Source organism: Pseudomonas sp. LBUM1659, from assembly GCF_059716045.1.
The window spans coordinates 2,077,990-2,100,031 of record NZ_CP166797.1 but is presented as its reverse complement, the minus strand read 5'-3'; the positions used below and the strand labels follow the sequence as shown (position 1 = coordinate 2,100,031).

Sequence of the window (22,042 nt, the reverse complement as noted above, 5' to 3'; positions counted from 1 at the left end):
TGAGTCGGCGCTTTAAGGCGCTACTGCCAGAATGCCGGGGCACTGGCGCAGGCCGCTTTGATCAGTTGTACCGCTTGGCCGATATCTTGTTCGGTGGTAAACCGGCCGAGACTCAAGCGGATCGTGCGGCTCGCCGAGCGGGCGTCATGCCCCAAGGCCAGCAGTACGTGGGATGGAACATTGCTGGCGGAGTTACAGGCCGACGTCGCAGAAAAGGCGATCGAATGGCTCAACGCCGCAGAATTGAACTCACCTTCACTGAAGGTCAGACTCAAGGTATGAGGAATGCGTTGGGTCGGGCTGCCGTTGAGGCGAACGCCCGGAAGGCTCAGCAATTGCTCAAGCAAACGTTCACGCAAGCGCACGATCGTGGCTTTCTCTTCATCGAACGAAGCGGCGGCCAATGCGAAGGCCACACCCATGGCTGCAATCTGATGAGTCGCCAGTGTGCCGGAACGCAATCCGCCCTCGTGACCACCGCCGTGAATCTGTGCCTGCAAGCGTTGCTGCGCACGCGGGCCGACGTACAGCGCACCAATGCCTTTGGGGCCGTAGATCTTGTGGGCGGAGAACGACATCAGGTCCACCGGCAAACGAGCCAGATCGATGGCCACTTTGCCGGCACCTTGAGCGGCGTCGACATGGAACAACGCGTCGCGTGCACGCACGACTTCGCCGATGGCGGCGATATCGTTGACCGTGCCCAGTTCGTTGTTGACCAGCATCAGCGACACCAGAAAGGTGTCGTCGCGCATCGCTTCGCTGACCGCTTGCGCCGTGATCAAACCATCGGCGTCAGGCACCAGATACGTCACAGCAACACCGGCGTCCTGCAATTGTTTCGCCGTGTCGAGAATCGCCTTGTGTTCGATCTCGCTGGTAATGATGTGCCCGCCGCCGACAGCGCGTGCCTGGGCCACGCCTTTGAGCGCGAGGTTGTTGGATTCAGTGGCGCCGGAGGTCCAGACGATCTGCGCAGCCTGTGCGCCGACCAGTTCTGCGACCTGCTGCCGGGCGTGCTCGACCGACTGTCGGGCCTGCTGGCCAAAGGCATGGGAGCTGGACGCCGGGTTGCCGAAATTGCCGGTAAACCCCAGACACTCGACCATGACCTTGATGACCCGCTCATCCACCGGAGTGGTGGCGGCGTAGTCGAAATACAACGGACGTTTATTCATAAAAGACTCGCAGAGCGTGTTCCGGGATCAGGAGGCTCGTAACGGAAACGTCAAAGCGCAGCCTTGTGAGCTGCGCCGATATCTCAGTACGTTAGAAATACCTGATCGGAGGCCGTTAAAGAAGAACAACTTCATTTAAAAGTGCGTAGGAACGCTCCTGAAGTCGAGCTTAACAGGCATCGGGCAAGCGGTTGAAGCAATGCATCAGCTAATGCTTTCAAGAAGTAACGGATACAGCGAAGCCACCAACAGCAAGGCCATGCCCCAGTTGAACAGACGCAACCAGCGGCGATCCTTCAACACATTGCGTAACAGCGTGCCGCAGCCGGCCCAGACACTGACGCTAGGCAAGTTGATCAACGCGAACACCGCCGCAATCACGAGCACGTTAGTGAAGTAGCCCTGCATCGGCGTGTAGGTGCTGATGGCACCAATGGCCATGATCCACGCCTTGGGATTGACCCATTGGAACGCCGCTGCGCCCAGGTAGGTGATCGGCTTGCTCTCGCCCTTCTCGCTCTCCGAGACCGGACCTGAATGGGCAATTTTCCACGCCAGATACAGCAAATACGCCGCGCCTGCATAGCGCAGCACAGTGTAGAGCAACGGGTAGGTTTGAAACGCAGCGCCCAGGCCAAACCCCACGGCAACCACCAGAACAAAGAAGCCACAGGTGATACCCAACATGTGCGGGATGGTGCGGTTAAAGCCGAAATTCACGCCCGATGCCAGCAACATGGTGTTGTTGGGGCCGGGAGTGATTGAGGTAACAAGCGCAAAAAGGGCGAAGCCCATCAGCAGATCGAGTGAGAGCGTCATGAGCGGCAGTCCATTAGGGTCAATCGGGTGTTAAGACCCTATCGCACGCCTTGTTGGAAACCCACGGACAGTTACGTAAAACTTCGAGCGGTACAGTTTTCGATCAGCTTGGACGACCGTGAAGCTGTACAGCACGTTCGGCGTTCATCTCGCCTTGTTTATCGAAACCAAACGATTTTTGCGGTTGACCGAGCAATGCCGCTTTCTTCGCGTGGTACTCGTCGAAGGACAGACCACGACGGTTCAAATCCTCAAGCGCCAATTCCTTGGACTCTTCGGCGGTGTACGGCCGTAATTCCGGTGAAACATGGCTGGCACATCCGGCAAGCACGGAGATCGCGAGCAGCAAGAAAGTGGCGATTAGAGGTTTCATCTTGGCGTCCTGCATCTGGGTTCGGGGGCATGAACACAGGCTACCCGCGCCGCTTCACGGGCTGAAATCAACGCTCTCGATAGTGGCTATCGACTTCGGTAAACACACTCAAGCCACACCGACACATATTCTATTTAGCTCTATTAATATTAATTTAATCTCTTTTGAGGAATAACACACAACCTTTATAAACAACGCCATCACTTGACGAACTGTTGCCTGAACAACTGTTTGCCGGGCAACAGTCATCCAGCAAACAGCCCCGAAAACAGTACAGCATCTGCCCAGAAACATGCTCAAAGCCCCATAAACACGGGCCCGAAGGATTGGTACAGCTCTTGCTCAAGCCAAGGACTACTGACTGCTCCCCGAGCAACTGTTGAAAAAGGAACTGAACATGTCCCGTGCACTGAAAGTCGTTGCCCTCTCGGGCGGAACCTGGCGTCCATCTCGCACCCTGGTGCTGACTCAGGCGCTTCTGAACGAACTGTCGGAGCAATTGCCGATCGAGAGCAAGCTGATCGAACTCGGCGACATCGCCCGCCCCTTGGGCGCGGCACTCTCGCGACAAGAGTTGAGCGCCGAGATTGAAGCCGAGTTGCAAGCGATCGAGAACGCCGACCTGCTGATTGTTGCCGCGCCGGTGTATCGCGGTTCCTATCCGGGATTGCTCAAGCACTTGTTCGACCTGATTGACCTCAATGCCCTGATCGACACGCCGGTGTTGCTGGCGGCTACGGGTGGCAGCGAACGCCACGCGCTGGTCCTCGATCATCAATTGCGCCCGCTGTTCAGTTTCTTCCAGGCGCTGACCTTGCCGATTGGCGTCTACGCCACCGAAGCCGATTTCTCCAACTACCAAATAACCAGTGAGCCCCTGAAGGCCCGCATCCGTCTTGCTGCACAACGCGCCGCGCCGTTGTTCGGCGTGCACCCCAAAAATCTGCTGAAAATCGCTTAAGGATTTCTTCATGGATGTTTTCTGGTTCCTGCCCACCCACGGTGACGGCCATTACCTGGGCACCACTCAGGGCGCACGCCCGGTAACGCTCAACTACCTGAAACAAGTGGCCCAAGCCGCAGACAACCTTGGCTATCACGGCGTGCTGATTCCCACCGGGCGTTCCTGCGAGGACTCGTGGGTGATTGCTTCGGCATTGGTGCCGCTGACCGAACGCCTGCGTTATCTGGTGGCCATCCGCCCGGGGATTATCTCGCCGACCGTCTCGGCGCGCATGGCCGCCACGCTGGATCGTTTGTCCAATGGTCGCTTGCTGATCAACGTGGTGACGGGCGGTGATCCGGATGAAAACCGTGGCGACGGTATTTTTCTCGATCACAGCGAGCGCTACGAAGTCACCGACGAGTTTCTGCAGATCTGGCGCCGGGTGCTGCAAGGCGAAGCGGTGGATTTCGAAGGCAAACACCTTCAAGTGCAGAATGCCAAGGCACTGTATCCACCAGTACAAAAGCCCTACCCGCCGCTGTACTTCGGCGGCTCTTCCGAAGCCGCCCATGAATTGGCCGCCGAGCAGGTCGATGTCTACCTGACCTGGGGTGAACCACCGGCCGCCGTGGCGCAAAAGCTTGCCGATGTGCGGGAACGTGCAGCGCGAAATGGTCGCACGGTCAAGTTCGGGATTCGCTTGCATGTGATCGTGCGCGAGACCGCCGACGAGGCCTGGAAAGCTGCGGATAAACTCATCGAGCACATCAGCGATGAAACCATCGCGGCGGCGCAGAAGTCGTTCTCGCGTTTCGACTCTGAAGGTCAGCGACGCATGGCGGCATTGCATGACGGGCGTCGTGACAACCTGGAAATTGCCCCCAATCTCTGGGCCGGTGTCGGTCTGGTGCGGGGCGGGGCCGGGACCGCATTGGTCGGTGATCCACAGCAAGTGGCGGCGCGGATCAAGGAATACGCGGACCTGGGAATCGAGAGTTTCATCTTTTCCGGTTATCCGCACCTTGAAGAGGCTTATCGCTTTGCCGAGTTGGTGTTTCCGCTGTTGCCGGAGCCCTACGCGAGCCTGGCGGGACGCGGCACCACCAACCTGACCGGTCCATTTGGCGAAATGATTGCCAATGATGTGCTGCCTACCAAAGCCACGGCCTGACCCAGCAAACCCTGTGGGAGCGAGCTTACTCGCTCCCACAGGGGATCTGCGTCGATTTAGATAAGGAATTCACGCGTGACCGCCAAGCCGCACAGCACTCTGTTATCCCCTTTGCAAACCGCCCGCCAACTGGCCGCCGGGCTTGCCCTGACCGCCGTCGAGCGCGACGAACGCGGCGGCACGCCCAAGGTTGAACGTGACGCCTTGCGCCACAGCGGCTTGCTGGGCTTAAGCATTCCCGCTCAGTTCGGCGGTCTCGGCGCCAATTGGAGTGAAACCCTGACCATCGTGCGTGAATTCGCCAAGGTCGACAGTTCGATTGCGCATGTCTTCGGCTTTCATCACTTGATGCTCGCCACCGTGCGCCTGTTCGCCAGGCCTGAACAATGGCAGCCCTGGTTCGAACAGACCGCGCGCAAGAACTGGTTCTGGGGCAACGCCCTCAACCCGCTGGACACCCGCACGGTGGTGAAAAACCTCGGGGGCTGGCGTGAGTTTTCCGGCAAGAAAAGCTTCTGCTCCGGCGCCAGCGATTCGCAGATGCTGATCGCCTCAGCCGTCGATGAAAGCGCTGGCGGCAAGCTGTTGATCGCCGCGATCCCCAGCGGTCGCAGTGGCATCACTCTGCACAACGACTGGAACAACATGGGCCAGCGCCAGACCGACAGCGGTAGCGCCACGTTCGAACGGGTGCGGGTCGAAGAGTCGGAATTGCTGCTCGATCCCGGCCCGTTGAGCACACCGTTCGCGTGCCTGCGGCCGTTGATTGCCCAACTCACTTTCACCCACATGTTCCTCGGTATTGCCGAAGGCGCCTTCGAAGAAGCGCGCCAATACACGCTCACCGAAACCCGGCCGTGGCACAAATCCACGGCTCAGGATGTGCGTCAGGATCCTTATGTCCTCGGCCATTACGGCGAATTCTGGGTCGCCCTCGAAGGCGTTCGATTGCTGGTGGAACGCGCCGCCGAACTGCTCGACAAGGCTTGGGCGAAAGGCCCGAATCTCAGCGCCGAAGAACGTGGGCATCTGGCCACGGCCATCGCGACCGCGAAGGTCGCCGCCACGCGCAACGGCCTGGACCTGTGTAGCCGGCTGTTCGAAGTGACCGGCGCGCGCTCGACTCACGCCTCCCTGCGACTGGACCGCCACTGGCGCAACTTGCGCACGCAAACCCTGCACGACCCGGTGGATTACAAACTCCATGAACTGGGTGACTGGGCGCTGAACCAGGCCCTGCCGATTCCGACTTTCTATTCATAGCCTTCTCTTCATGGAGCGATTCCCATGCAACTGCTGACCTTACCGGCCTCGCCCGCGCTGGCCACCTCGATCCGCGCCACGGCGCAGGTATTCGAAGACCCCAAATCCCAGGCCTTGCTCGCCCATCTGCAACAAGTCGCGCCCAGTGAAGCCAGCGTGCTGATCATCGGCGAAACCGGCACCGGCAAGGAGTTGGTGGCGCGGCACATCCACAACCTCAGCGGCAGGCGCAACCGGCCGTTCGTGGCGGTGAACTGCGGCGCGTTCTCCGAATCGCTGGTCGAGGCCGAACTGTTCGGCCACGAAAAAGGCGCCTTCACCGGTGCGTTGAGCGCCAAGGCCGGCTGGTTTGAGGAGGCCGATGGCGGCACGCTGTTCCTCGATGAAATCGGTGATCTGCCAATGGCGATTCAGGTCAAGTTACTGCGCGTGTTGCAGGAGCGTGAAGTGGTCCGGCTCGGCTCGCGCAAGAGCATTCCAATCGACGTGCGCGTACTGGCCGCTACCAATGTGCAACTGGAAAAAGCCATCAACGCCGGGCATTTTCGCGAAGACCTTTATTACCGTCTAGACGTGGTCAGCCTGGAGCTGAGCCCCTTGCGCGAGCGTCCCGGCGACATCCTGCCGCTGACCCGTCATTTCGTCGAAACCTACAGTCAGCGCCTGGGCTACGGCAGCATCACCATCAGCAAAGAAGCCGAATTGAAACTGCGCAGCTACAGTTGGCCGGGCAACATCCGCGAGCTGGAAAACGTCATCCACCACACGCTGCTGATCTGCCGAAACGGCGTGATCGAACGCGATGACCTGCGCCTGTCCAACATGCGCATCGAGCGCCAGGACGATTACCACGCCAACATCGACGATTCACCGGAAGCCCTGCTGGATCGAGCCTTTCAGAAACTCTTCGCAGAACAGGCCGGTGCGTTGCATGAAAAAGTTGAAGACACGTTGTTGCGCGCGGCCTATCGCTTCTGCCATTACAACCAGGTCCACACCGCCGCGCTACTGGGCCTGAGCCGTAACGTGACGCGCACGCGGCTGATCAAAATCGGCGAACTGGCCGTGAACAAGCGTCGGGTGATGGAAAATGTTCAGAGCGAGCGCGTGATGCAGTTGTCGATTTAGCCCGCGGTAGGTCGTCGCGACTGAAGTCGAGAGCAACTTTCAAAATAGCGGCGCGGCTATCGCGGGCAAGCCACGCTCCCACAGGTTTTGTGTCGTTCACAATTATTACAAACGACACAAAACCTGTGGGAGCGTGGCTTGCCCGCGATGGCGCCCTGTCAATCAACGAAGATTCAGAACCCCGGCGCAATCTGCCCTTTATAACGGGTCAGGATGAACTGCCGAACCTCATCCGAGTTCAACGCCTTGGCCAGTTTCTGCAAACCGGGGTCATTGATGTTGTCCGGCCGCGCCACCAGAAACTCGATGTACAAGCTCTTGCCCTTCTCGACGATCAACGCGCTGTTGGTGTCGATCCCCGCTTCCAGGGCGTAGTTGGCGAAGACAAACGCCAGGTCGACCTGACTCACCGAACGCGCCAGCAACGCGCCTTCCAGTTCACGAATCTTCAGGTGTTTGGGGTTATCGATGATGTCCCGTTGAGTCGCCAGGGTGTTGCTCGGGTCCTTGAGTTTGATCAGCCCGGCTTCGTGCAACAGCACCAGCGCGCGGCCGGTGTTCACCGGGTCGTTGGGAATCGAAACGGTGGCACCATCTTTCAACTCGGCGATGTTTTTGATCTTGGTCGAGTAGGCTCCAAACGGTTCAATGTGCACCCCGACCACCGGTACCAAATCAGTATGGCGAGACTTGTTGTAATCATCGAGAAACGGCCGGTACTGGTAGTAATTGGCGTCGAGATTCTTCAACGCCAACTGCTGGTTGGGCTGGATAAAATCGTTGAAGACTTTGATGTCCAGGTCCACACCTTCCTTGGCCAGGGTCGGTTTGACGAATTCGAGGATTTCTGCGTGCGGCACCGGGGTCGCGCCGACGGTAAGTTTTTCGTTGGCGTGAACGCTCAACGACACCAAGGCAGCCAGAATGGCCAGGGTCTTTTTCATGTGGTGCTCCTAGGCAGATTGAGTGGCCGTCGTTAGGTGGACGTGGGGCCTGATGGTGTTCTTTTGAATAAAAAACGGGATCGAATATTTATCGTCGGCTGTAGCGCGCCACCAGCCGGTCGCCGGTCATTTGCAGGGCCTGAACCAGGATCAGCAACAGCACCACCGTGACCACCATGACGTCCGTCTGAAAACGCTGGTAGCCGTAGCGGATCGCCAGGTCGCCCAGTCCACCGCCGCCGATCACGCCGGCCATCGCCGTGTAATCGACCAGTACAATCGCGGTCACCGTGACCGCCGCCAACAATCCTCCCCGCGCTTCGGGCAACAAGGTGTGGCGGATGATCTGCCACGTATTCGCGCCCATGGCCTGGGTCGCTTCCACGACCCCGCGATCTACTTCACGTAACGCGGTTTCCACCAGCCGCGCGAAAAACGGCGTACAGCCGACCACCAGCGGCGGGATGGTCCCCGGCACGCCGAGCGAGGTGCCGACCAGCAACGTGGTCAGCGGAATCAGCACAATCAGCAAAATGATGAACGGCAGCGACCGCAGCATGTTGACGATCACCGACAGCACACGGTAAACGCCGACCGCCTCATGCAACTGGCGCTTGCCGGTGAGAAACAGCACCACGCCCAGCGGCAGGCCCAGCAGCACAGTAAATCCCAGCGCAGCGCCGAGCATGCTCAGGGTGTCGAGGCAGGCCTGGGCGATGTCGGCCCAATAAATATGTTTCAGCAACTCGGCCATGGATCACGACCAGTCGTGGCGTGGCGGTTTCACGCCGTTAAGCAGCCAGTTGCCGACCACGTGGTATTTCCAGCGCACCGGGTCGTGCAGGGTGTGGACCCGGGCGTTGCGCCAGTGGCGGTCGAAATTGTGCTTCTTCAGGGTCGAACGGGTGCCGCCGAGTTCGAAGAGTTTGTTGCTGGCTTCGATAGCGATTTCGGTGGTCAGGACCTTGGCCTTGGCTACCGCGAGAGAGGCTTGGGCGACGTTGTCTTCGTCGGGTGTCGGACGCGCCGCATCCAGCGCTCGTCCGGCCCGTTCCAGCAAGGCTTCGGCGGCTTCCAGACGAATCTCCAGAGCGCCGATCTGGATGATGGTCAGCGGATCTTCACTGGCCTTTTCCACTCCGGCATCGATCCACGGCCGAGCGAATTGCTGGACGAAGGCGATGGTGTCGCGCAGCGCCGCACGGGCGATGCCGACGTCGATGGCCGCAGTGGTCAATTGCGCAAACGGGCCGGCCAGCGTTGGCGTTTCATAGGAACGGTAGGTCGGGAACAGATTGAGCGCCAAGACGTGTAAGTCCTCGGCGAGCACGGTGCCACTGGACGTGGTGCGCTGGCCGATGCTGTCCCAGTCGTCGACGATCACCAACCCTTTCGTTCCGCGCTCGACAAAGGCCAATTGGCCCTTCTGTTCTTCATCCAGCGCCAACACCGCCAGCCAGTGGGCGTAGAGCGAACCGGTGCAGTAACCCTTGCGCCCGTTGATCACATGACCGTCGCCATAGCGGCGGATGGTTGCCTGGATGTCCTGCACATTTTTGCCGCCGGTTTCCGACAAGGCGTTGGCAAAGCGATGGCCTTGCAGTGCCAGTTCGAAGAAATGCGTTTGTTGTTCGGGCGTGCCTTGCAGGCGGATGTCTTCGAGCAAGCAATAGTGGTTTTGCGGAATCTGCCCCAGCGACGGATCGGCGGCCGAGATGATCGCGATAACCTGCGCCAGCACGGCGTAAGACACCTGCGCGCCACCAAACTCGCGAGGCACGCTGATGCCCCATAAACCACTGTTGGAATACCGATCGACGATCTCGGCGGGGACCTGACGGGTGCGGTCGCGTTCGGCGTCCTGCTCCAGCAATACAGCGGCGACACGCTCGGCGACGCGCAAGGCTTCGGCTTCGTCGGCAATTCGATGGGCGGCCGGTGGGTTGATCGGATAAACGGCAGATTCAGGCATTTGAGGTTCCGGGCAGCAGTGTTTAACAGAGCCATTGCAGCTTCTGTGCCGAGGTCCAGCGCTAATGTTTTCGGGCAGTTGAAGGGTGCTTTTCAGGTTCTGGCATGACGCAGTAGTGCAATTTGCTGCAGCGCTGTTGTTGGCTGAACAGCGTTGCAGCTCGTCGGGCGTTCGGTAGCCAACACGACGCTGACCTATATTCATTCGGCCGCAAATCGGCACAAGACAGCTTTTCACCCACAACAACAAACAGGGAGATTCATCATGAGCGTCAAACCCATACCAGAGGGTTATCACAGCATCACCCCATATCTGGGCATTCAAAAAGCGGCTGAAGCGATCGAGTTCTACAAGAAGGCCTTTGGCGCCATCGAAATCATGCGTCTGGCCATGCCCGATGGCGGTATCGGGCATGCCGAACTGAGGATCGGCGACTGCCCGATCATGCTCGGCACGCCGTGTGATCAGGGGCCGTTGAGCAATCCTGACAAATCACCTTCAGTGGGTCTGCATCTGTATGTGACGGATGTGGACAAGTCCTATCAACAGGCGATTGCGGCGGGCGGCACGGTCGTGTCCGAGGTCAAGGATCAGTTTTACGGTGACCGTTCCGGGACGCTGAAGGATCCGTATGGGCATTTGTGGTTCCTGGCCACGCGCAAGGAAGACCTGACTCAAGTGCAGATTGAGCAGCGGGCGAAGGAGATGTTTCAACAGGGTTGAGAGCTTTGTCGCCGCTTCTGGCCCCTTCGCGAGCAAGCCCGCTCCCACATTCAATCTTCGCCGTGACAGAGATCAAATGTGGGAGCGGGCTTGCTCGCGAAGGGGCCATCTCTAACGCTAAAGCAACCAAGCCTTGCCCACTCCCCGAACACTACTACCCGACAATAAGAAACATTTACTTTCAACTCCCGCTTCGGGATTTCCGATCCTCATCCGTCTTATAGAGATGCAGTCGGCGTGCTCAGGCAAAAGCCCCCGCCGGCCTTTTCAAGGACCTCTACGCTGGTAAGCCCGCAGCAGAGGCCCGATCATCGATACAAGACCTTTAATCATGTCGAAGAAATCCCGTTCCAAACTCTGGTTTCTGGTCCACAGTTGGCTGGCATTGCCGATCTGGTTTTTCGTGCTGATTGTCTGCGTTACCGGCACGCTGGCGGTGATCAGTCAGGAAATCGTCTGGCTGGCCAACCCGCAAATGCGCGCCAGCCAGCCGTCGGACGATGCGCCGCTGCTCAGCTATGACCAGATCATCGCGGCGATCAAACAGGCCGAGCCCGACACGCTGGTCGAGTCCATCAGCCGCCCCGACGAATCCCACTTCGCCCTCGACGTCGGCGTCAGCTACCCGGACGGTCGCTCGGTAACGGTGTACGTCAACCCGTACAGCGGGGTCATTCAGGGCACCGCCCCGACATTCGATTTCAAGGCCTTTACCCGCGCGCTGCACGGCTGGTGGCTGGTGCCGTTCACTAACGGTTACAGCTGGGGCTGGTACCTGGTGTCCTTCCTGAGCCTGCCGTTGCTGGCCTCGTTGGTCACCGGACTGGTGGTCTACAAAAAATTCTGGAAAGGCTTCTTCCGACCGACCCTGCGCATTCGTCATGGCGCACGGATTTTCTGGGGCGACTTTCATCGCCTCAGTGGCATCTGGTCGATCTGGTTCATTGCGGTGATTTCCCTCACCAGCACCTGGTTCCTGATACAGGCGTTCATGTTCGATAACCAGGTCTCGATTTCCACGGCGCCGGTGGCCCTGGTGGTGCCGCGTGAGAGTGTGCCGGTGACCAGCGATGGCTCGCCCGCACCGACGATCACCCTCGAAACTGCGATTGCCCAGGCCAAGGAGCGCATTCCCGGCCTGGAGGACAGCTTCGTCAGCCTGCCCGCCAATGCCTACAGCTACTTGTCGGTGGGCGGGCGCAGTTGGTATCCGCTGATGTACCAGACCGCCGACATCAACCCGTACACCGGCGACGTTGCCGCCACGCGCCTGCTGTCGGACCGCTCCGGGCTGGAACTGGTGACCGAGTCCATGCGTCCACTGCACACCGGCGATTTCGGCGGGATCTGGATCAAGCTGATCTGGTTCTTCTTCGGTCTGGTCCTGAGCATGATGGTCCTCAGCGGCTTGCTGATCTGGACCAAACGCACCGCCCTGGCCACGGCCAACGCCCTCAAGCGCAACCATAAACAACCGCGGACGCAAATCACCACGGAGGTTAGCCAATGAGCTCGCGCGCCAAGCAAACACCGGGCTCGGCACTGAGCCGCTTCTGGCTCAAATGGCGCTTTCACCTCAACGTGCTGCTGTTGTTGGTGCCGCTGGGGTTCATGCCCAAATACTTCGCTGATGCGGCGCTGTTTCGCGGCGACACCGGGCTGGGTGAGCGAGAAATCGGAGAGGTTCAGGTCGGTCCGTGGAGCCTGCGTCTGGCCGAGCTGCGCAATGAGGCACCCACGCTCGACGGGCCGGCCGGCCACATGAAGAGCTTCACCGCCGCCCTGTGCGATCGCTGTCGTGAACAGGTCAAGGCGACTTACCTGCGCATCGGTAAACCGCGCAGCCTGCGTGCCGCCGGGGTGATTTTCTTCGGCACGCCGCACCGCATGGGCGCCATGGTGCCGATCCCGGAAAAGACCAAGGCTGACGCTGAACTGTGGATCACCATGGAAGGCTGGGATGGCGCAATGCACCAAGCCTCCCTGGCCCTGAGTCAGGCATCGCCTGCCACCCTCGCGTGGCTGAACCAACAAGGAGGCAAACCATGATCAACGTTTTTCGCCCGCTCCACGCCGTGTTGCTGCTGCTCTGCGCCGGCTTCAGCGCCAGCACGCTGGCGCACAACCCGATGTGCGAGTGCAAAGCCATCGATGCCGAACAGATCAAATGCACCGGCGGATTCTCCGACGGCAGCGGTGCGCCAGGCGTGACCCTGGACGTGATCGGTTACGACGAAACCATTCTGGTGCCGGGCAAGCTCGGCGCCGATTCCACACTGACCTTCAAGAAACCCGGCGCCGAGTTTTATGTGCTGTTCGACGCAGGTCCCGGCCACGTCGTCGAGATCGACCAAGCGGACATCGAAACCCCATGAGTACGCCAACCACTCAAATCGTCCGCCCGGCCGGTGCCGGCCATGAAACCCTTTATGTGCTGCTGTTGTGCCTGATGATTCTCGCGGTGGCCGGCTCGGTGGTCGCGTGGCGCCACGAATCTCAGGCCGTGAGCAGCGTCGGCAGCCATCAACTGGATGCCCGCCGTGACTTGAGCGCTTCCGAGCAAGGTATCTACGCCGACCTGCGCGTGACCCTGGACGAGATTCACCTGCTGCAACAGGAACAGCAAACCCTGCCGACACCTGAAGCCCTCGCTGAGGAAGGTTTTGCACCATTCACCCAGGACGCCAGCTCCGTCAGCCGTGGCGCCCACACATGGCAATTGCTCGACGCCAAGGCTTACTTCGGCCAGAGCCAGACACCCGCCGTGGCTGGTTCGTTTTTGATGCGCCTGACCACTGACGACGAGGCACCGGACATCTGGCTCAACCGTGCTGCGAATCTCGAAGCGCCGACTGATCTGGCTGACACCGCACTCGAAAGCGCCGGCTGGCAACAGATCGTCGCGCAATTCGATGCCGGCGTAACCCGCCAGCACCGGCACTGAACCCTCGCCTTCACCCGAGAGAAGAACGCTTTCCCATGCCTATTTCATCTTTCTTGCGCCTGCTTTTGGTCGGTTTGCTGACCAGCCTGCTGATCCCTCTGGCCAATGCCGACGACGCCAAGCGCCTGCGCATCGGCATCACCTTGCACCCCTATTACAGCTACGTCGCCAACATCGTCGGCGACAAGGCCGACGTCGTGCCGCTGATTCCCGCCGGTTTCAATCCGCACGCCTACGAACCTCGCGCGGAGGACATCAAACGCATCAGTGGGCTGGATGTGATCGTTCTCAATGGCGTCGGCCATGACGACTTCGCCGACCGCATGATCGCCGCCAGCGAAACCCCGAACATCCCGGTGATCGAAGCCAACGAAAACGTGCCGCTGCTCGCCGCCACCGGCGTTGCCGCACGCGGTGCCGGCAAGGTGGTGAACCCGCATACGTTCCTGTCGATCAGCGCCTCGATTGCCCAGGTCAACAACATCGCCCGGGAACTGGGCAAGCTCGATCCGGCCAACGCCAAAACCTACACCCAGAACGCTCGCGCCTACGGCAAACGTCTGCGGCAGATGCGCGCCGACGCCCTGGCGAAGCTGACCCAGGCGCCAAACGCCGAACTGCGAGTGGCCACGGTTCACGCGGCTTACGATTACCTGCTGCGCGAATTCGGCCTCGAAGTCACCGCCGTGGTCGAACCGGCCCACGGCATCGAACCGAGCCCGAGCCAGCTGAAAAAAACCATCGACCAATTGCGCGAACTGGACGTGAAAGTGATCTTCTCGGAGATGGATTTCCCGTCCACCTACGTCGACACCATCCAACGCGAATCCGGGGTGAAGCTGTACCCGCTGTCGCACATTTCCTACGGCGAATACACCGCCGACAAGTACGAAACAGAAATGACCGGCAACCTCAACACTGTGGTCCGGGCGATACAGGAGTCGGGCCAATGACCGCTCAAGAAACCCTGTCCGTCCAAAGCACCGGCCCGACCCTGGATTTCGACGACGTCAGCCTGACCCTCGGCCGCACAACGATCCTCGACAAGGTGACCTTTCAGGTCTCGCCCGGCAGCGTACATGCGTTGGTCGGCCCCAACGGTGGCGGCAAAAGTTCGCTGATCAAAACCTTGCTGGGTCAAATGCCGCATCAGGGTCACCTGAGCCTGCAGTGGCCGGGTGATCCTGGAACCATTGGCTATGTGCCGCAAACCCTGGAGTTTGATCGCGGCTTGCCAATGACCGTCGACGATTTCATGGCCGCCATGTGCCAACGCCGCCCCGCGTTCCTCGGTTTGAGCAAACATTACGCGACGGCGATTGGCGAAGCGCTGGAACGGGTCGGCATGCAGGACAAACGCAAACGGCGCATGGGTGCGCTGTCCGGCGGCGAGCGTCAACGGGTGTTGCTGGCTCAAGGGCTGATCCCGGCACCGCAACTGCTGGTACTCGACGAACCGATGTCGGCGCTGGATGAAGCGGGTATTCAAGTGTTCGAACGGCTGCTCGGCGACTGGCGCCGCAACGGCATCACGGTGCTGTGGATCGAGCACGATCTGGAAGCCGTGGGGCGTCTGGCGGATCGGGTCACCGGGCTCAATCGCCGGGTGCTGTTCGATGCCTCGCCGAAACAGGCACTGACCCCGGAGCGCCTGCTGACCCTATTCTCCACCCATCCACGGAGCGCCGCGTGATGAGCTACGAAGCCTTTCGTTTGATGGTTCAGGGCTGGGCGTCTGCGGGTTACCTGCCCGAGGCGCTGGCCTATGGATTTGTGGTCAATGCGCTGCTGGCCGGCCTGTTGATCGGCCCGGTACTCGGCGGATTGGGCACGTTGGTGGTGGTCAAGCGCTTCGCGTTTTTCTCCGAAGCGGTGGGTCACGCGGCACTGACCGGCGTGGCCATCGGCATTCTGCTCGGCGAACCCTACACCGGGCCGTATGGCAGCCTGTTCGGTTACTGCTTGCTGTTCGGCATTCTGCTCAACTACCTGCGCAACCGCACCGGTCTCGCGCCGGATACATTGATCGGTGTGTTCCTGTCGGTGTCGCTGGCATTGGGCGCGAGCCTGCTGCTGATTCTGGCGGGCAAGATCAACGTGCACATTCTGGAAAACGTGTTGTTCGGTTCGGTGTTGACCGTCAACGGCAATGACCTGGCGGTATTGGCCATTGTCGGTTCGCTGGTCATGGCGCTGGCCTTGCCGCTGTACAACCGCATCATGCTGGCCAGTTTCAACCCGCAACTGGCAGCGGTGCGTGGGGTGGCGGTGAAGACCCTGGATTATCTGTTTGTGATTCTGGTGACGCTGATCACCGTGGCGGCGGTGAAGGTCATCGGCGCGATTCTGGTCGGCGCCTTGTTGGTGATTCCAGCGGCGGCCGCGCGCTTGCTCAGTCAGTCGCTTAAGGGCTTCTTCTGGTGCTCGGTGCTGATCGCCACGGTCAGCACGCTGTGCGGGATTCTGGCACCGATTGTCTTCGACCTGCCGATTCCGTCCGGTGCCGCGATCATTCTGGTGGCCGGTATCGCCTTCGCCCTGTCCGCCATCGCGCGCGGTGTCGTCCCCAGCCTGAAAGGGAACCTCGGATAAATGTCATCTTCTCTGCGTCAACTGACCCTGGCCGTTGCCCTGTGTGGGCTGGTCCACACTTCCTTTGCAGCGGACAACGCCAAACCGCTGCACGTGCTGGCGTCCTTGCCGATCACTTACGGGCTGGGCGAAGTGCTGCTCAAGGGCACAAACGTCAACCTTGAACGTGCCGCACCGGCAAACCTGCCCGGCAGTCGCCAGACCGCCTACTTCACTGGCCGTGGCGCCCCGGCGCTGGCCAAACTGGCGACCGACGCCGATGCCGTGATCGGCTTGCGTTCGCTCTGGCCGGAAGATCCGCTGTACCCGATTTCCCGGCGCAGCAACATTCGCATCATAGAGGTCGACGCCGCCCGCCCGGTGGATGGCGCCCTGCCCGGCATCGCCGTGCAGCCGGATAACAAGGTCGACGGTTTGAACAGTCAGCCGTGGTTTTCCAGCAACAACATGGGACGCATGGCTGACGTGATGGCCGCTGACCTGGTGCGTCTGGCGCCAGAAGCCAAACCGAGGATCGAGGCTAATCTGGCGGCGTTGAAGCAGCGTCTGCTCAAGTTCAGCGCGGACAGCGAAGCTCGATTGGCCAGTGCTGACAACCTTAGCGTGATGAGCCTCAGCGATCACTTCGGCTATTTGATGGGCGGGCTCAACCTGGAGCTGATCGGGATCGATGCACGGCCGGATGCCGAGTGGACGCCTGAAGCACTCAAGCAACTGGGCGCGACGTTGAAGGAGAACGATGTGGCTGTGGTGTTGCATCATCGGCAGCCGTCGGACGCCGTGAAAGCGGTGATTGTCGAGGCAGGCAGCCGGTTAGTGGTGTTGAGTGTGGATGCGGCGGATCCAGTCGCGGAGCTGGAAGGGAATGTGGATTTGGTGATCAAGGGGTTGAGCGGGGCTTAAGCCAGTTAGACCGCGTTATCGTTCATCGCTGGCAAGCCAGCTCCCACAGGGATATGTGTCACACCCTGAATCCAATGTGGGAGCTGGCTTGCCAGCGATGACGGCTTGATAAACAACACAACTCTCTGGTGTGAAAAAGCCCGCTGACCTTCTCGGTTCAGCGGGCTTCTTTTTGCGCGGTGACTCAGTGAGCCAAAGCCGCCTGCTCTTCCATCTTCAGACGCAAACTCAGCGGGCGCATGTCCGTCCAGGTTTCTTCGATGTAAGCCAGGCATTCCTTTTTCAAACCGCTCTTGCCCACCGTGCGCCAGCCAGCCGGAACGGCTTTGTAATCAGGCCAGATCGAGTATTGCTCTTCGTGGTTGACCACAACCTGAAAGAGGATGTCTTCGCGGTCGAATACGGAAGTCATGGTATTTCTCCATCGCTGTAGGGTGGGCTGCGCGGCGTGCGCAGCCGGTATGTAAAAGGAACGTTCAAGGGACGAAAAAATTTAGAGGTTGGCGGTGGCTGCAGCCATGGCCCGGCCGAAGATCTCGGCCACCTGATCAATTTCAGCGGCCGTGATTACCAGCGGCGGCAGGAAGCGAACCACGCCGCCGTGACGTCCGCCCAACTCAAGAATCAACCCGCGTTTGAGGCATTCGCGCTGCACCAGCGGCGCCAGGCGAGCAAATATCGGTGGATGGCCTTGAGCATCCGGCGCGCCGGTCGGGTCGACCAGTTCAACACCGAGCATCAAGCCGCGCCCCCGGATATCGCCCAATTGCGGGAAATCCCGCTGCAGGATGCGCAGGTGTTCGCTCAGGCGCTCGCCCATGGCAGTCGCGTGCTCGCACACCTTGTGATCGACCAGATAACGCATCACTGCAGAACCTGCGGCCATGGCCATCTGATTACCACGGAAGGTCCCGGCATGCGCGCCCGGCAGCCAGGTGTCGAGCCAGTCGCGGTAAACCACCACCGCCAGCGGCAAACTGCCACCGATGGCCTTGGACATCACCACCACGTCCGGAATGATGCCTGCGTGCTCGAAGGCGAACATCTTGCCGGTACGGGCAAACCCGCTCTGGATTTCATCGACGATCAGCGCCACGCCAGCCTTTTCGGTGATACGACGCACGCCACGCAGCCAGTCCAGATCAGCCGGGATCACCCCGCCTTCGCCCTGCACCACCTCAACAATCACAGCGGCGGGCAATTGCACGCCGGCCTCAGGGTCATTCAGCAGGTTTTCCAGGTAACTGAGGTTGACCTTCACGCCTTGCGCACCACCAAGGCCAAACGGGCAACGGTAATCGTACGGGTACGGCATGAACTGCACGCCGCTGCTGAGCAAGGCGCCCAACGGCTTTTTCGGGCCCAGGCTGCCCATCAGGCTCAATGCGCCCTGGCTCATGCCGTGATAACCGCCCTGGAACGACAACACGGTGCTGCGTCCGGTGGCGGTGCGCACCAGTTTCAGCGCGGCTTCCACCGCGTCGGTGCCGGTGGGGCCACAGAACTGGATCTTCGCCTCGGCAGCCAAGGCCGGCGGCAGTAAACCGAACAGGTCCTGCACAAACTGGTCTTTGACCGGCGTGGTCAGGTCGAGGGTGTGCAGCGGCAGCTCATCGGTCAGCACTTGCTGGATCGCTTCGATCACCACCGGATGGTTATGCCCCAGCGCCAGCGTGCCGGCTCCGGCCAGGCAATCGATGAAATGGCGACCTTCGACGTCCTCGACATAAATGCCCTTGGCGCGTTTCAGTGCCAGGGGAATGCGTCGTGGGTAGCTACGGGCATTGGATTCCTGCTGGTTTTGACGGGCCAGCAGCGGCGATTGGTTGAATTGATACAGCGTCTCGGCCGGCGCCGGGACAATCCGGGCCGGCTGATCTTCGATAAGGCTGGTAGCGACTGACATCTCTCGACCCCTCAATAAGGTTTCCTGTTCTGGAAACGCATCAGGGGCTCAAGGATTTACACCTTCGACAACGCTTTGTGCATGGGAAAGGCATAAAGTCCCGCCACTGCGTGGCCCCCTGTAGGGATTTGCAGTGCGGGTCAGAGGGTTTGCAATGGCATGGTCAATTCCACTCGCAGCCCGTCTGGCTGGCTGTCGAACCGCAACGTGCAGCCACAACGCTGGACAATCGCCTGCACAATTGCCAGCCCCAACCCGCAACCAGTGCTCTGGCCGTTGCGCCAGAAGCGTTGGGTCAGGTGTTGCAAATCCTTTTCGGCAATCCCCGGCCCATGATCGCGAACCAGAAAACGCACGCGATTGCCGGTGGTTTCCAGGCTCAATTCCACGGCCCCCTCGCCTGGGGTGTGGCGCAAGGCGTTGTCGAGCAGGTTGCGCAACGCGGCAATCGACAATACCGCGGGCATTTGCACCGGCGCATTGGAGAATTTGCCCGGCATTTGCAGCTTGATTCGCTGTCGATCCCCGCTGGCGGCGTCCTGAATTGCCAATTTCGCCACTTGCTCAGCGCTGCACTGTACGCCGTCATCGAACGACAGGCTGCCCTCGACCCGCGCCAGCAACAGCAGTTGTTCAAGGGTCCGGTGCATACGGTCGGCGCCCTCTTCGGCCCGGGCCAGGGACTGATCCCTCGCCGCACCGTCGGTCATGCGCGCCACTTGCAGGTGGGTCTTGATCGCGGTCAGCGGGCTGCGCAGTTCGTGCGCCGCATCGCCGGTCAGACGTCGCTCGCGCTCGATGGTCTTGCCGATCCGCTGGAGCAGCTGGTTCTGGGTGTCCAGCAACGGTTGCAGTTCGCTGGGCAGCGGCTGGATCTGCAACGGTTCGAGGGAATCGGCGCTGCGCCGCATCAGCGCATCGCGCATTCGGTTGAGTGGTGCCAAGCCTTGGCCGATCCCCAGCCATAGCAAGCACAGACAACCGAGCAACGCCACACCGACCGGCACCGACGCCGCCAGCAGAATGGACATGTTCAGCGCCTCACGCTCGATTTGCCGGTCGGCCGTGGTGATGCGCAGATCGCCCCGGGCCAACGTAAAGCTGCGCCAGGGTGCGCCGTCGATCATCTGATCGTGGAAGCCCATTTTCTCGGCTTCCAGTTTTTGCTCGGGGTCACTGTGACTGCGGGCGAGAATTTCCCCACGCAACGAACTGACCTGACAGGCCATGCCGCCGGGAATGTTCAATTGCTCCGCGCTGAAATGCGTGCCTTCGCCTTTACTCGGCAGTGCCGGCAATTGCTCCAGCAACCCGGCGACCATCCGCGCTGATGCCACCAGCCGCTGGTCGAGGGAAAACATCATTTGATTACGCAAATCGCTGAGCATCCAGGCCGCCGCCAAGGCCCAGATCAAAGCAAAAGCGGCGCCGAGGGTCAGGCTCAGGCGCAAACGCAGGCTCATCACTTCGAGTGTTCTCCGCCATCAGCCGGGCCCAGGCGATAGCCCAGGCCGCGCACGGTTTCGACTATTCCGTTGCCGAGTTTGCGCCGCAGGTGATGGATGTGGACGTTGAGGGCGTTGCTTTCCAGTTCGTCGTTGAAACCATAGACGCTGTCCTTGAGTTGCTCGGTGGAGAGCACGCGTCCCCGATTATGCAGCAAGGCCTGCAACAACGCCTGCTCGCGGCGCGACAAGTCCACCGGTTGTCCGCCAAGCAGGGTTTCGCGGCTGCTGGGGTTGTAAGTCAGAGCACCATGTTCGATCAGGTTGACGCTACGCCCGGCTACCCGGCGCAGCAACGTGTGCAGACGCGCAGCCAGTTCACGCAGGTCGAACGGCTTGAGCAGGTAGTCATCAGCGCCAGCTTGCAGGCCATCGACGCGATCCGTCACTGAATCCCGCGCGGTGAGAATCAACACCGGAATCTCCAGACCCTTATGACGCAGCTGCTGCAACAGCTTCAGGCCATCTTCGTCGGGGAGGCCGAGGTCGAGCACCATGACGTCAAATTCAGCGACCTTCAGCATCGCGCGCGCAGATGAAGCGGTGGCGACGTGCTCGACCGTCAGGCCCTGTGCGGTCAGGCCGGCGACAATGCCGCTGGCGATCAGCTCATCGTCTTCACAAACCAGTACGTGCATGGGCGCTCCAGGAGTAAAACCGTGAGTCAAACAGCTGAGGATTAAGGGGCAATTATGTCAACAGTGATCGCTGGCGAACAGCCCGACGTTCAGTCAGACACTCCTTTGTTCAAATTAAAGATCATTATCCGTTTCAAACAGACACAAACAAGAACAACAAATCATTCCAAGTTCTAAATCCATGCAAGTAAGATAACCCTGCACCACACTAAAACACAGTAACTACCCAGACAAAAAACTCAAACAACTGAAAGGAATCAGATTATGCAAACACTCAAAAATTTTGTGGCCGTTGATTGGCGTGCCGGCAAAGACAAAATTCACTTCATCTTCAAAGACACCAATAAATACTCTCGCTTTGATATCAGTTCAAACACCGTCGAAAATGGATTTCCTGCCGACATCACATCCGATAATTGGGGAGCCGTTCATGCCCAATTAAAGAATCTGCGATTCGGATTCACGGCTCCCGCACTCGGTGGCACAGGGGGTGGGGGCGATGACATTTTATGGTTGTTTTATAACACCACTGGCAAACCAATGGTCTGCAAATACGATCAGGACCTTGACAAGCCAGTTGCCAACTACCTTCTTGAAAACTCGATATGGCACTCATTAGCGCCTTATTTTGACACTATCGTCGCCGGCACCTGGTGGGATACTTTCGCGCCAAAAAATGTATTCCGCTTCCTGACAAACGACGGACACTACATCACCTTCAATTACACCACCAACAAAACAACACGCCTGCCAATTACGCCTGATTCTTGGCCTGGCTTGTCGCCGTATAAAAATCGAATTATTGGCGCCGTGCAAAATGACGCGCCTCTAGTCGATACTTATTACTACATCTTTCTCACCAACAACGAATACATCAGGTACAACCTGAAAAATAATAAAGCAGAGACTGGCCCGATAAAAATCAATGACGGTAATTGGCCTGGGCTGTTGAGGGACTGAGGACCCACTGTGTGCGCAGGCGCGGTTAATCATCGGTTAATCGCCGCCTCCCATTGTGCACCTCACCTGCACAGGGA

24 protein-coding genes are annotated in these 22,042 nt (G+C 59.6%); 14 read left to right on the top strand and 10 right to left on the bottom strand.

Features of this window, described 5'->3' with window-relative positions; genetic code table 11:
* Window positions 1-20 precede the first annotated feature (20 nt).
* The 3 genes from ACA048_RS09520 to ACA048_RS09510 form a co-directional block, all read right to left on the bottom strand.
* On the bottom strand, window positions 21-1,178 hold the full coding sequence (locus tag ACA048_RS09520) for a cysteine desulfurase family protein (protein WP_497628886.1): 1,158 nt from the start codon (window positions 1,176-1,178) through the stop codon (window positions 21-23).
* Window positions 1,179-1,382: 204 nt separating this feature from the next.
* Entirely contained in the window at window positions 1,383-1,997 is a 615-nt protein-coding gene (locus ACA048_RS09515) for a LysE family translocator (RefSeq protein ID WP_497628885.1), read from the bottom strand.
* A 103-nt stretch (window positions 1,998-2,100) separates the two neighbouring features.
* Window positions 2,101-2,370, bottom strand: a complete 270-nt coding sequence (locus ACA048_RS09510) for a hypothetical protein (protein WP_497628884.1) — start codon at window positions 2,368-2,370, stop codon at window positions 2,101-2,103.
* Window positions 2,371-2,767: 397 nt separating this feature from the next.
* On the opposite strand from ACA048_RS09510, the gene msuE reads away from it, so the two are divergent.
* From msuE to ACA048_RS09490, 4 genes are all read left to right on the top strand, one after another.
* Entirely contained in the window at window positions 2,768-3,331 is a 564-nt protein-coding gene (gene msuE, locus ACA048_RS09505; RefSeq protein WP_497628883.1) for an FMN reductase, read from the top strand.
* A 10-nt stretch (window positions 3,332-3,341) separates the two neighbouring features.
* Window positions 3,342-4,487 (top strand): FMNH2-dependent alkanesulfonate monooxygenase, encoded by a 1,146-nt coding sequence (gene ssuD / locus ACA048_RS09500; RefSeq protein ID WP_497628882.1) that lies wholly within the window; start codon window positions 3,342-3,344, stop codon window positions 4,485-4,487.
* 75 nt (window positions 4,488-4,562) lie between these two features.
* Entirely contained in the window at window positions 4,563-5,750 is a 1,188-nt protein-coding gene (locus ACA048_RS09495; protein ID WP_497628881.1) for an acyl-CoA dehydrogenase family protein, read from the top strand.
* 24 nt (window positions 5,751-5,774) lie between these two features.
* Window positions 5,775-6,878 (top strand): sigma-54 interaction domain-containing protein, encoded by a 1,104-nt coding sequence (locus ACA048_RS09490; RefSeq protein ID WP_497628880.1) that lies wholly within the window; start codon window positions 5,775-5,777, stop codon window positions 6,876-6,878.
* 173 nt (window positions 6,879-7,051) lie between these two features.
* Here ACA048_RS09490 and ACA048_RS09485 read toward each other — a convergent pair whose 3' ends face one another.
* From ACA048_RS09485 to ACA048_RS09475, 3 genes are all read right to left on the bottom strand, one after another.
* Window positions 7,052-7,822: a MetQ/NlpA family ABC transporter substrate-binding protein gene (locus ACA048_RS09485; protein ID WP_497628879.1), complete on the bottom strand. Its 771-nt coding sequence runs from the start codon at window positions 7,820-7,822 to the stop codon at window positions 7,052-7,054.
* Between the two features lie 88 nt (window positions 7,823-7,910).
* Window positions 7,911-8,576 carry a methionine ABC transporter permease gene (locus tag ACA048_RS09480; protein WP_123432572.1) on the bottom strand — a complete coding sequence of 222 codons (666 nt, stop codon included), beginning with the start codon at window positions 8,574-8,576 and terminating at the stop codon, window positions 7,911-7,913.
* Between the two features lie 3 nt (window positions 8,577-8,579).
* On the bottom strand, window positions 8,580-9,794 hold the full coding sequence (locus ACA048_RS09475; RefSeq protein WP_497628878.1) for an SfnB family sulfur acquisition oxidoreductase: 1,215 nt from the start codon (window positions 9,792-9,794) through the stop codon (window positions 8,580-8,582).
* Window positions 9,795-10,058: 264 nt separating this feature from the next.
* Between ACA048_RS09475 and ACA048_RS09470 the strand changes: the two genes are divergently transcribed.
* From ACA048_RS09470 to ACA048_RS09430, 9 genes are all read left to right on the top strand, one after another.
* Window positions 10,059-10,517 (top strand): VOC family protein, encoded by a 459-nt coding sequence (locus tag ACA048_RS09470; protein WP_497628877.1) that lies wholly within the window; start codon window positions 10,059-10,061, stop codon window positions 10,515-10,517.
* 331 nt (window positions 10,518-10,848) lie between these two features.
* Entirely contained in the window at window positions 10,849-12,027 is a 1,179-nt protein-coding gene (locus ACA048_RS09465; protein ID WP_497628876.1) for a PepSY-associated TM helix domain-containing protein, read from the top strand.
* Window positions 12,024-12,566, top strand: a complete 543-nt coding sequence (locus ACA048_RS09460) for a PA2404 family protein (protein WP_497628875.1) — start codon at window positions 12,024-12,026, stop codon at window positions 12,564-12,566. Before ACA048_RS09465 ends, ACA048_RS09460 begins: the two co-directional genes overlap by 4 nt.
* Entirely contained in the window at window positions 12,563-12,892 is a 330-nt protein-coding gene (locus ACA048_RS09455; RefSeq protein ID WP_497628874.1) for a hypothetical protein, read from the top strand. Before ACA048_RS09460 ends, ACA048_RS09455 begins: the two co-directional genes overlap by 4 nt.
* Window positions 12,889-13,461 carry a DUF6162 family protein gene (locus ACA048_RS09450; protein WP_497628873.1) on the top strand — a complete coding sequence of 191 codons (573 nt, stop codon included), beginning with the start codon at window positions 12,889-12,891 and terminating at the stop codon, window positions 13,459-13,461. The genes ACA048_RS09455 and ACA048_RS09450 overlap by 4 nt, the downstream gene beginning before the upstream one ends.
* A gap of 35 nt (window positions 13,462-13,496) precedes the next feature.
* Complete coding sequence (locus ACA048_RS09445; protein ID WP_497628872.1) at window positions 13,497-14,414, top strand: metal ABC transporter substrate-binding protein; 918 nt, start codon at window positions 13,497-13,499, stop codon at window positions 14,412-14,414.
* Window positions 14,411-15,154 carry a metal ABC transporter ATP-binding protein gene (locus ACA048_RS09440; protein ID WP_497628871.1) on the top strand — a complete coding sequence of 248 codons (744 nt, stop codon included), beginning with the start codon at window positions 14,411-14,413 and terminating at the stop codon, window positions 15,152-15,154. Before ACA048_RS09445 ends, ACA048_RS09440 begins: the two co-directional genes overlap by 4 nt.
* On the top strand, window positions 15,154-16,053 hold the full coding sequence (locus tag ACA048_RS09435; protein ID WP_497628870.1) for a metal ABC transporter permease: 900 nt from the start codon (window positions 15,154-15,156) through the stop codon (window positions 16,051-16,053). The genes ACA048_RS09440 and ACA048_RS09435 overlap by 1 nt, the downstream gene beginning before the upstream one ends.
* Window positions 16,054-16,956, top strand: coding sequence for a metal ABC transporter substrate-binding protein (locus ACA048_RS09430; RefSeq protein WP_497628869.1), 903 nt, complete (start codon window positions 16,054-16,056; stop codon window positions 16,954-16,956).
* Window positions 16,957-17,140: 184 nt separating this feature from the next.
* Here ACA048_RS09430 and ACA048_RS09425 read toward each other — a convergent pair whose 3' ends face one another.
* From ACA048_RS09425 to ACA048_RS09410, 4 genes are all read right to left on the bottom strand, one after another.
* Window positions 17,141-17,368 carry an MbtH family protein gene (locus ACA048_RS09425; protein ID WP_497628868.1) on the bottom strand — a complete coding sequence of 76 codons (228 nt, stop codon included), beginning with the start codon at window positions 17,366-17,368 and terminating at the stop codon, window positions 17,141-17,143.
* Window positions 17,369-17,449: 81 nt separating this feature from the next.
* Complete coding sequence (locus tag ACA048_RS09420; protein ID WP_497628867.1) at window positions 17,450-18,862, bottom strand: aspartate aminotransferase family protein; 1,413 nt, start codon at window positions 18,860-18,862, stop codon at window positions 17,450-17,452.
* Between the two features lie 140 nt (window positions 18,863-19,002).
* Complete coding sequence (locus ACA048_RS09415; RefSeq protein ID WP_497628866.1) at window positions 19,003-20,328, bottom strand: ATP-binding protein; 1,326 nt, start codon at window positions 20,326-20,328, stop codon at window positions 19,003-19,005.
* Window positions 20,325-21,005, bottom strand: coding sequence for a response regulator (locus tag ACA048_RS09410; RefSeq protein WP_497628865.1), 681 nt, complete (start codon window positions 21,003-21,005; stop codon window positions 20,325-20,327). The genes ACA048_RS09415 and ACA048_RS09410 overlap by 4 nt, the downstream gene beginning before the upstream one ends.
* Before the next feature lie 264 nt (window positions 21,006-21,269).
* Here ACA048_RS09410 and ACA048_RS09405 point away from each other — a divergent pair, with 264 nt between their 5' ends.
* Window positions 21,270-21,965, top strand: coding sequence for a hypothetical protein (locus ACA048_RS09405; protein WP_497628864.1), 696 nt, complete (start codon window positions 21,270-21,272; stop codon window positions 21,963-21,965).
* Window positions 21,966-22,042 lie beyond the last annotated feature (77 nt).

Coding starts and splice junctions, on each gene's coding strand:
- ACA048_RS09420 (WP_497628867.1), bottom strand. CDS start 18,862: ATGTCAGTCGCTACCAGCCTTATCGAAGATCAGCCGGCCCGGATTGTC.
- ACA048_RS09485 (WP_497628879.1), bottom strand. CDS start 7,822: ATGAAAAAGACCCTGGCCATTCTGGCTGCCTTGGTGTCGTTGAGCGTT.
- ACA048_RS09520 (WP_497628886.1), bottom strand. CDS start 1,178: ATGAATAAACGTCCGTTGTATTTCGACTACGCCGCCACCACTCCGGTG.
- ACA048_RS09480 (WP_123432572.1), bottom strand. CDS start 8,576: ATGGCCGAGTTGCTGAAACATATTTATTGGGCCGACATCGCCCAGGCC.
- ACA048_RS09430 (WP_497628869.1), top strand. CDS start 16,054: ATGTCATCTTCTCTGCGTCAACTGACCCTGGCCGTTGCCCTGTGTGGG.
- ACA048_RS09425 (WP_497628868.1), bottom strand. CDS start 17,368: ATGACTTCCGTATTCGACCGCGAAGACATCCTCTTTCAGGTTGTGGTC.
- ACA048_RS09410 (WP_497628865.1), bottom strand. CDS start 21,005: ATGCACGTACTGGTTTGTGAAGACGATGAGCTGATCGCCAGCGGCATT.
- ACA048_RS09460 (WP_497628875.1), top strand. CDS start 12,024: ATGAGCTCGCGCGCCAAGCAAACACCGGGCTCGGCACTGAGCCGCTTC.
- ACA048_RS09510 (WP_497628884.1), bottom strand. CDS start 2,370: ATGAAACCTCTAATCGCCACTTTCTTGCTGCTCGCGATCTCCGTGCTT.
- ACA048_RS09490 (WP_497628880.1), top strand. CDS start 5,775: ATGCAACTGCTGACCTTACCGGCCTCGCCCGCGCTGGCCACCTCGATC.
- ACA048_RS09445 (WP_497628872.1), top strand. CDS start 13,497: ATGCCTATTTCATCTTTCTTGCGCCTGCTTTTGGTCGGTTTGCTGACC.
- ACA048_RS09440 (WP_497628871.1), top strand. CDS start 14,411: ATGACCGCTCAAGAAACCCTGTCCGTCCAAAGCACCGGCCCGACCCTG.
- ACA048_RS09470 (WP_497628877.1), top strand. CDS start 10,059: ATGAGCGTCAAACCCATACCAGAGGGTTATCACAGCATCACCCCATAT.
- ACA048_RS09515 (WP_497628885.1), bottom strand. CDS start 1,997: ATGACGCTCTCACTCGATCTGCTGATGGGCTTCGCCCTTTTTGCGCTT.
- ACA048_RS09450 (WP_497628873.1), top strand. CDS start 12,889: ATGAGTACGCCAACCACTCAAATCGTCCGCCCGGCCGGTGCCGGCCAT.
- ACA048_RS09435 (WP_497628870.1), top strand. CDS start 15,154: ATGAGCTACGAAGCCTTTCGTTTGATGGTTCAGGGCTGGGCGTCTGCG.
- msuE (WP_497628883.1), top strand. CDS start 2,768: ATGTCCCGTGCACTGAAAGTCGTTGCCCTCTCGGGCGGAACCTGGCGT.
- ACA048_RS09475 (WP_497628878.1), bottom strand. CDS start 9,794: ATGCCTGAATCTGCCGTTTATCCGATCAACCCACCGGCCGCCCATCGA.
- ACA048_RS09405 (WP_497628864.1), top strand. CDS start 21,270: ATGCAAACACTCAAAAATTTTGTGGCCGTTGATTGGCGTGCCGGCAAA.
- ACA048_RS09465 (WP_497628876.1), top strand. CDS start 10,849: ATGTCGAAGAAATCCCGTTCCAAACTCTGGTTTCTGGTCCACAGTTGG.
- ACA048_RS09455 (WP_497628874.1), top strand. CDS start 12,563: ATGATCAACGTTTTTCGCCCGCTCCACGCCGTGTTGCTGCTGCTCTGC.
- ssuD (WP_497628882.1), top strand. CDS start 3,342: ATGGATGTTTTCTGGTTCCTGCCCACCCACGGTGACGGCCATTACCTG.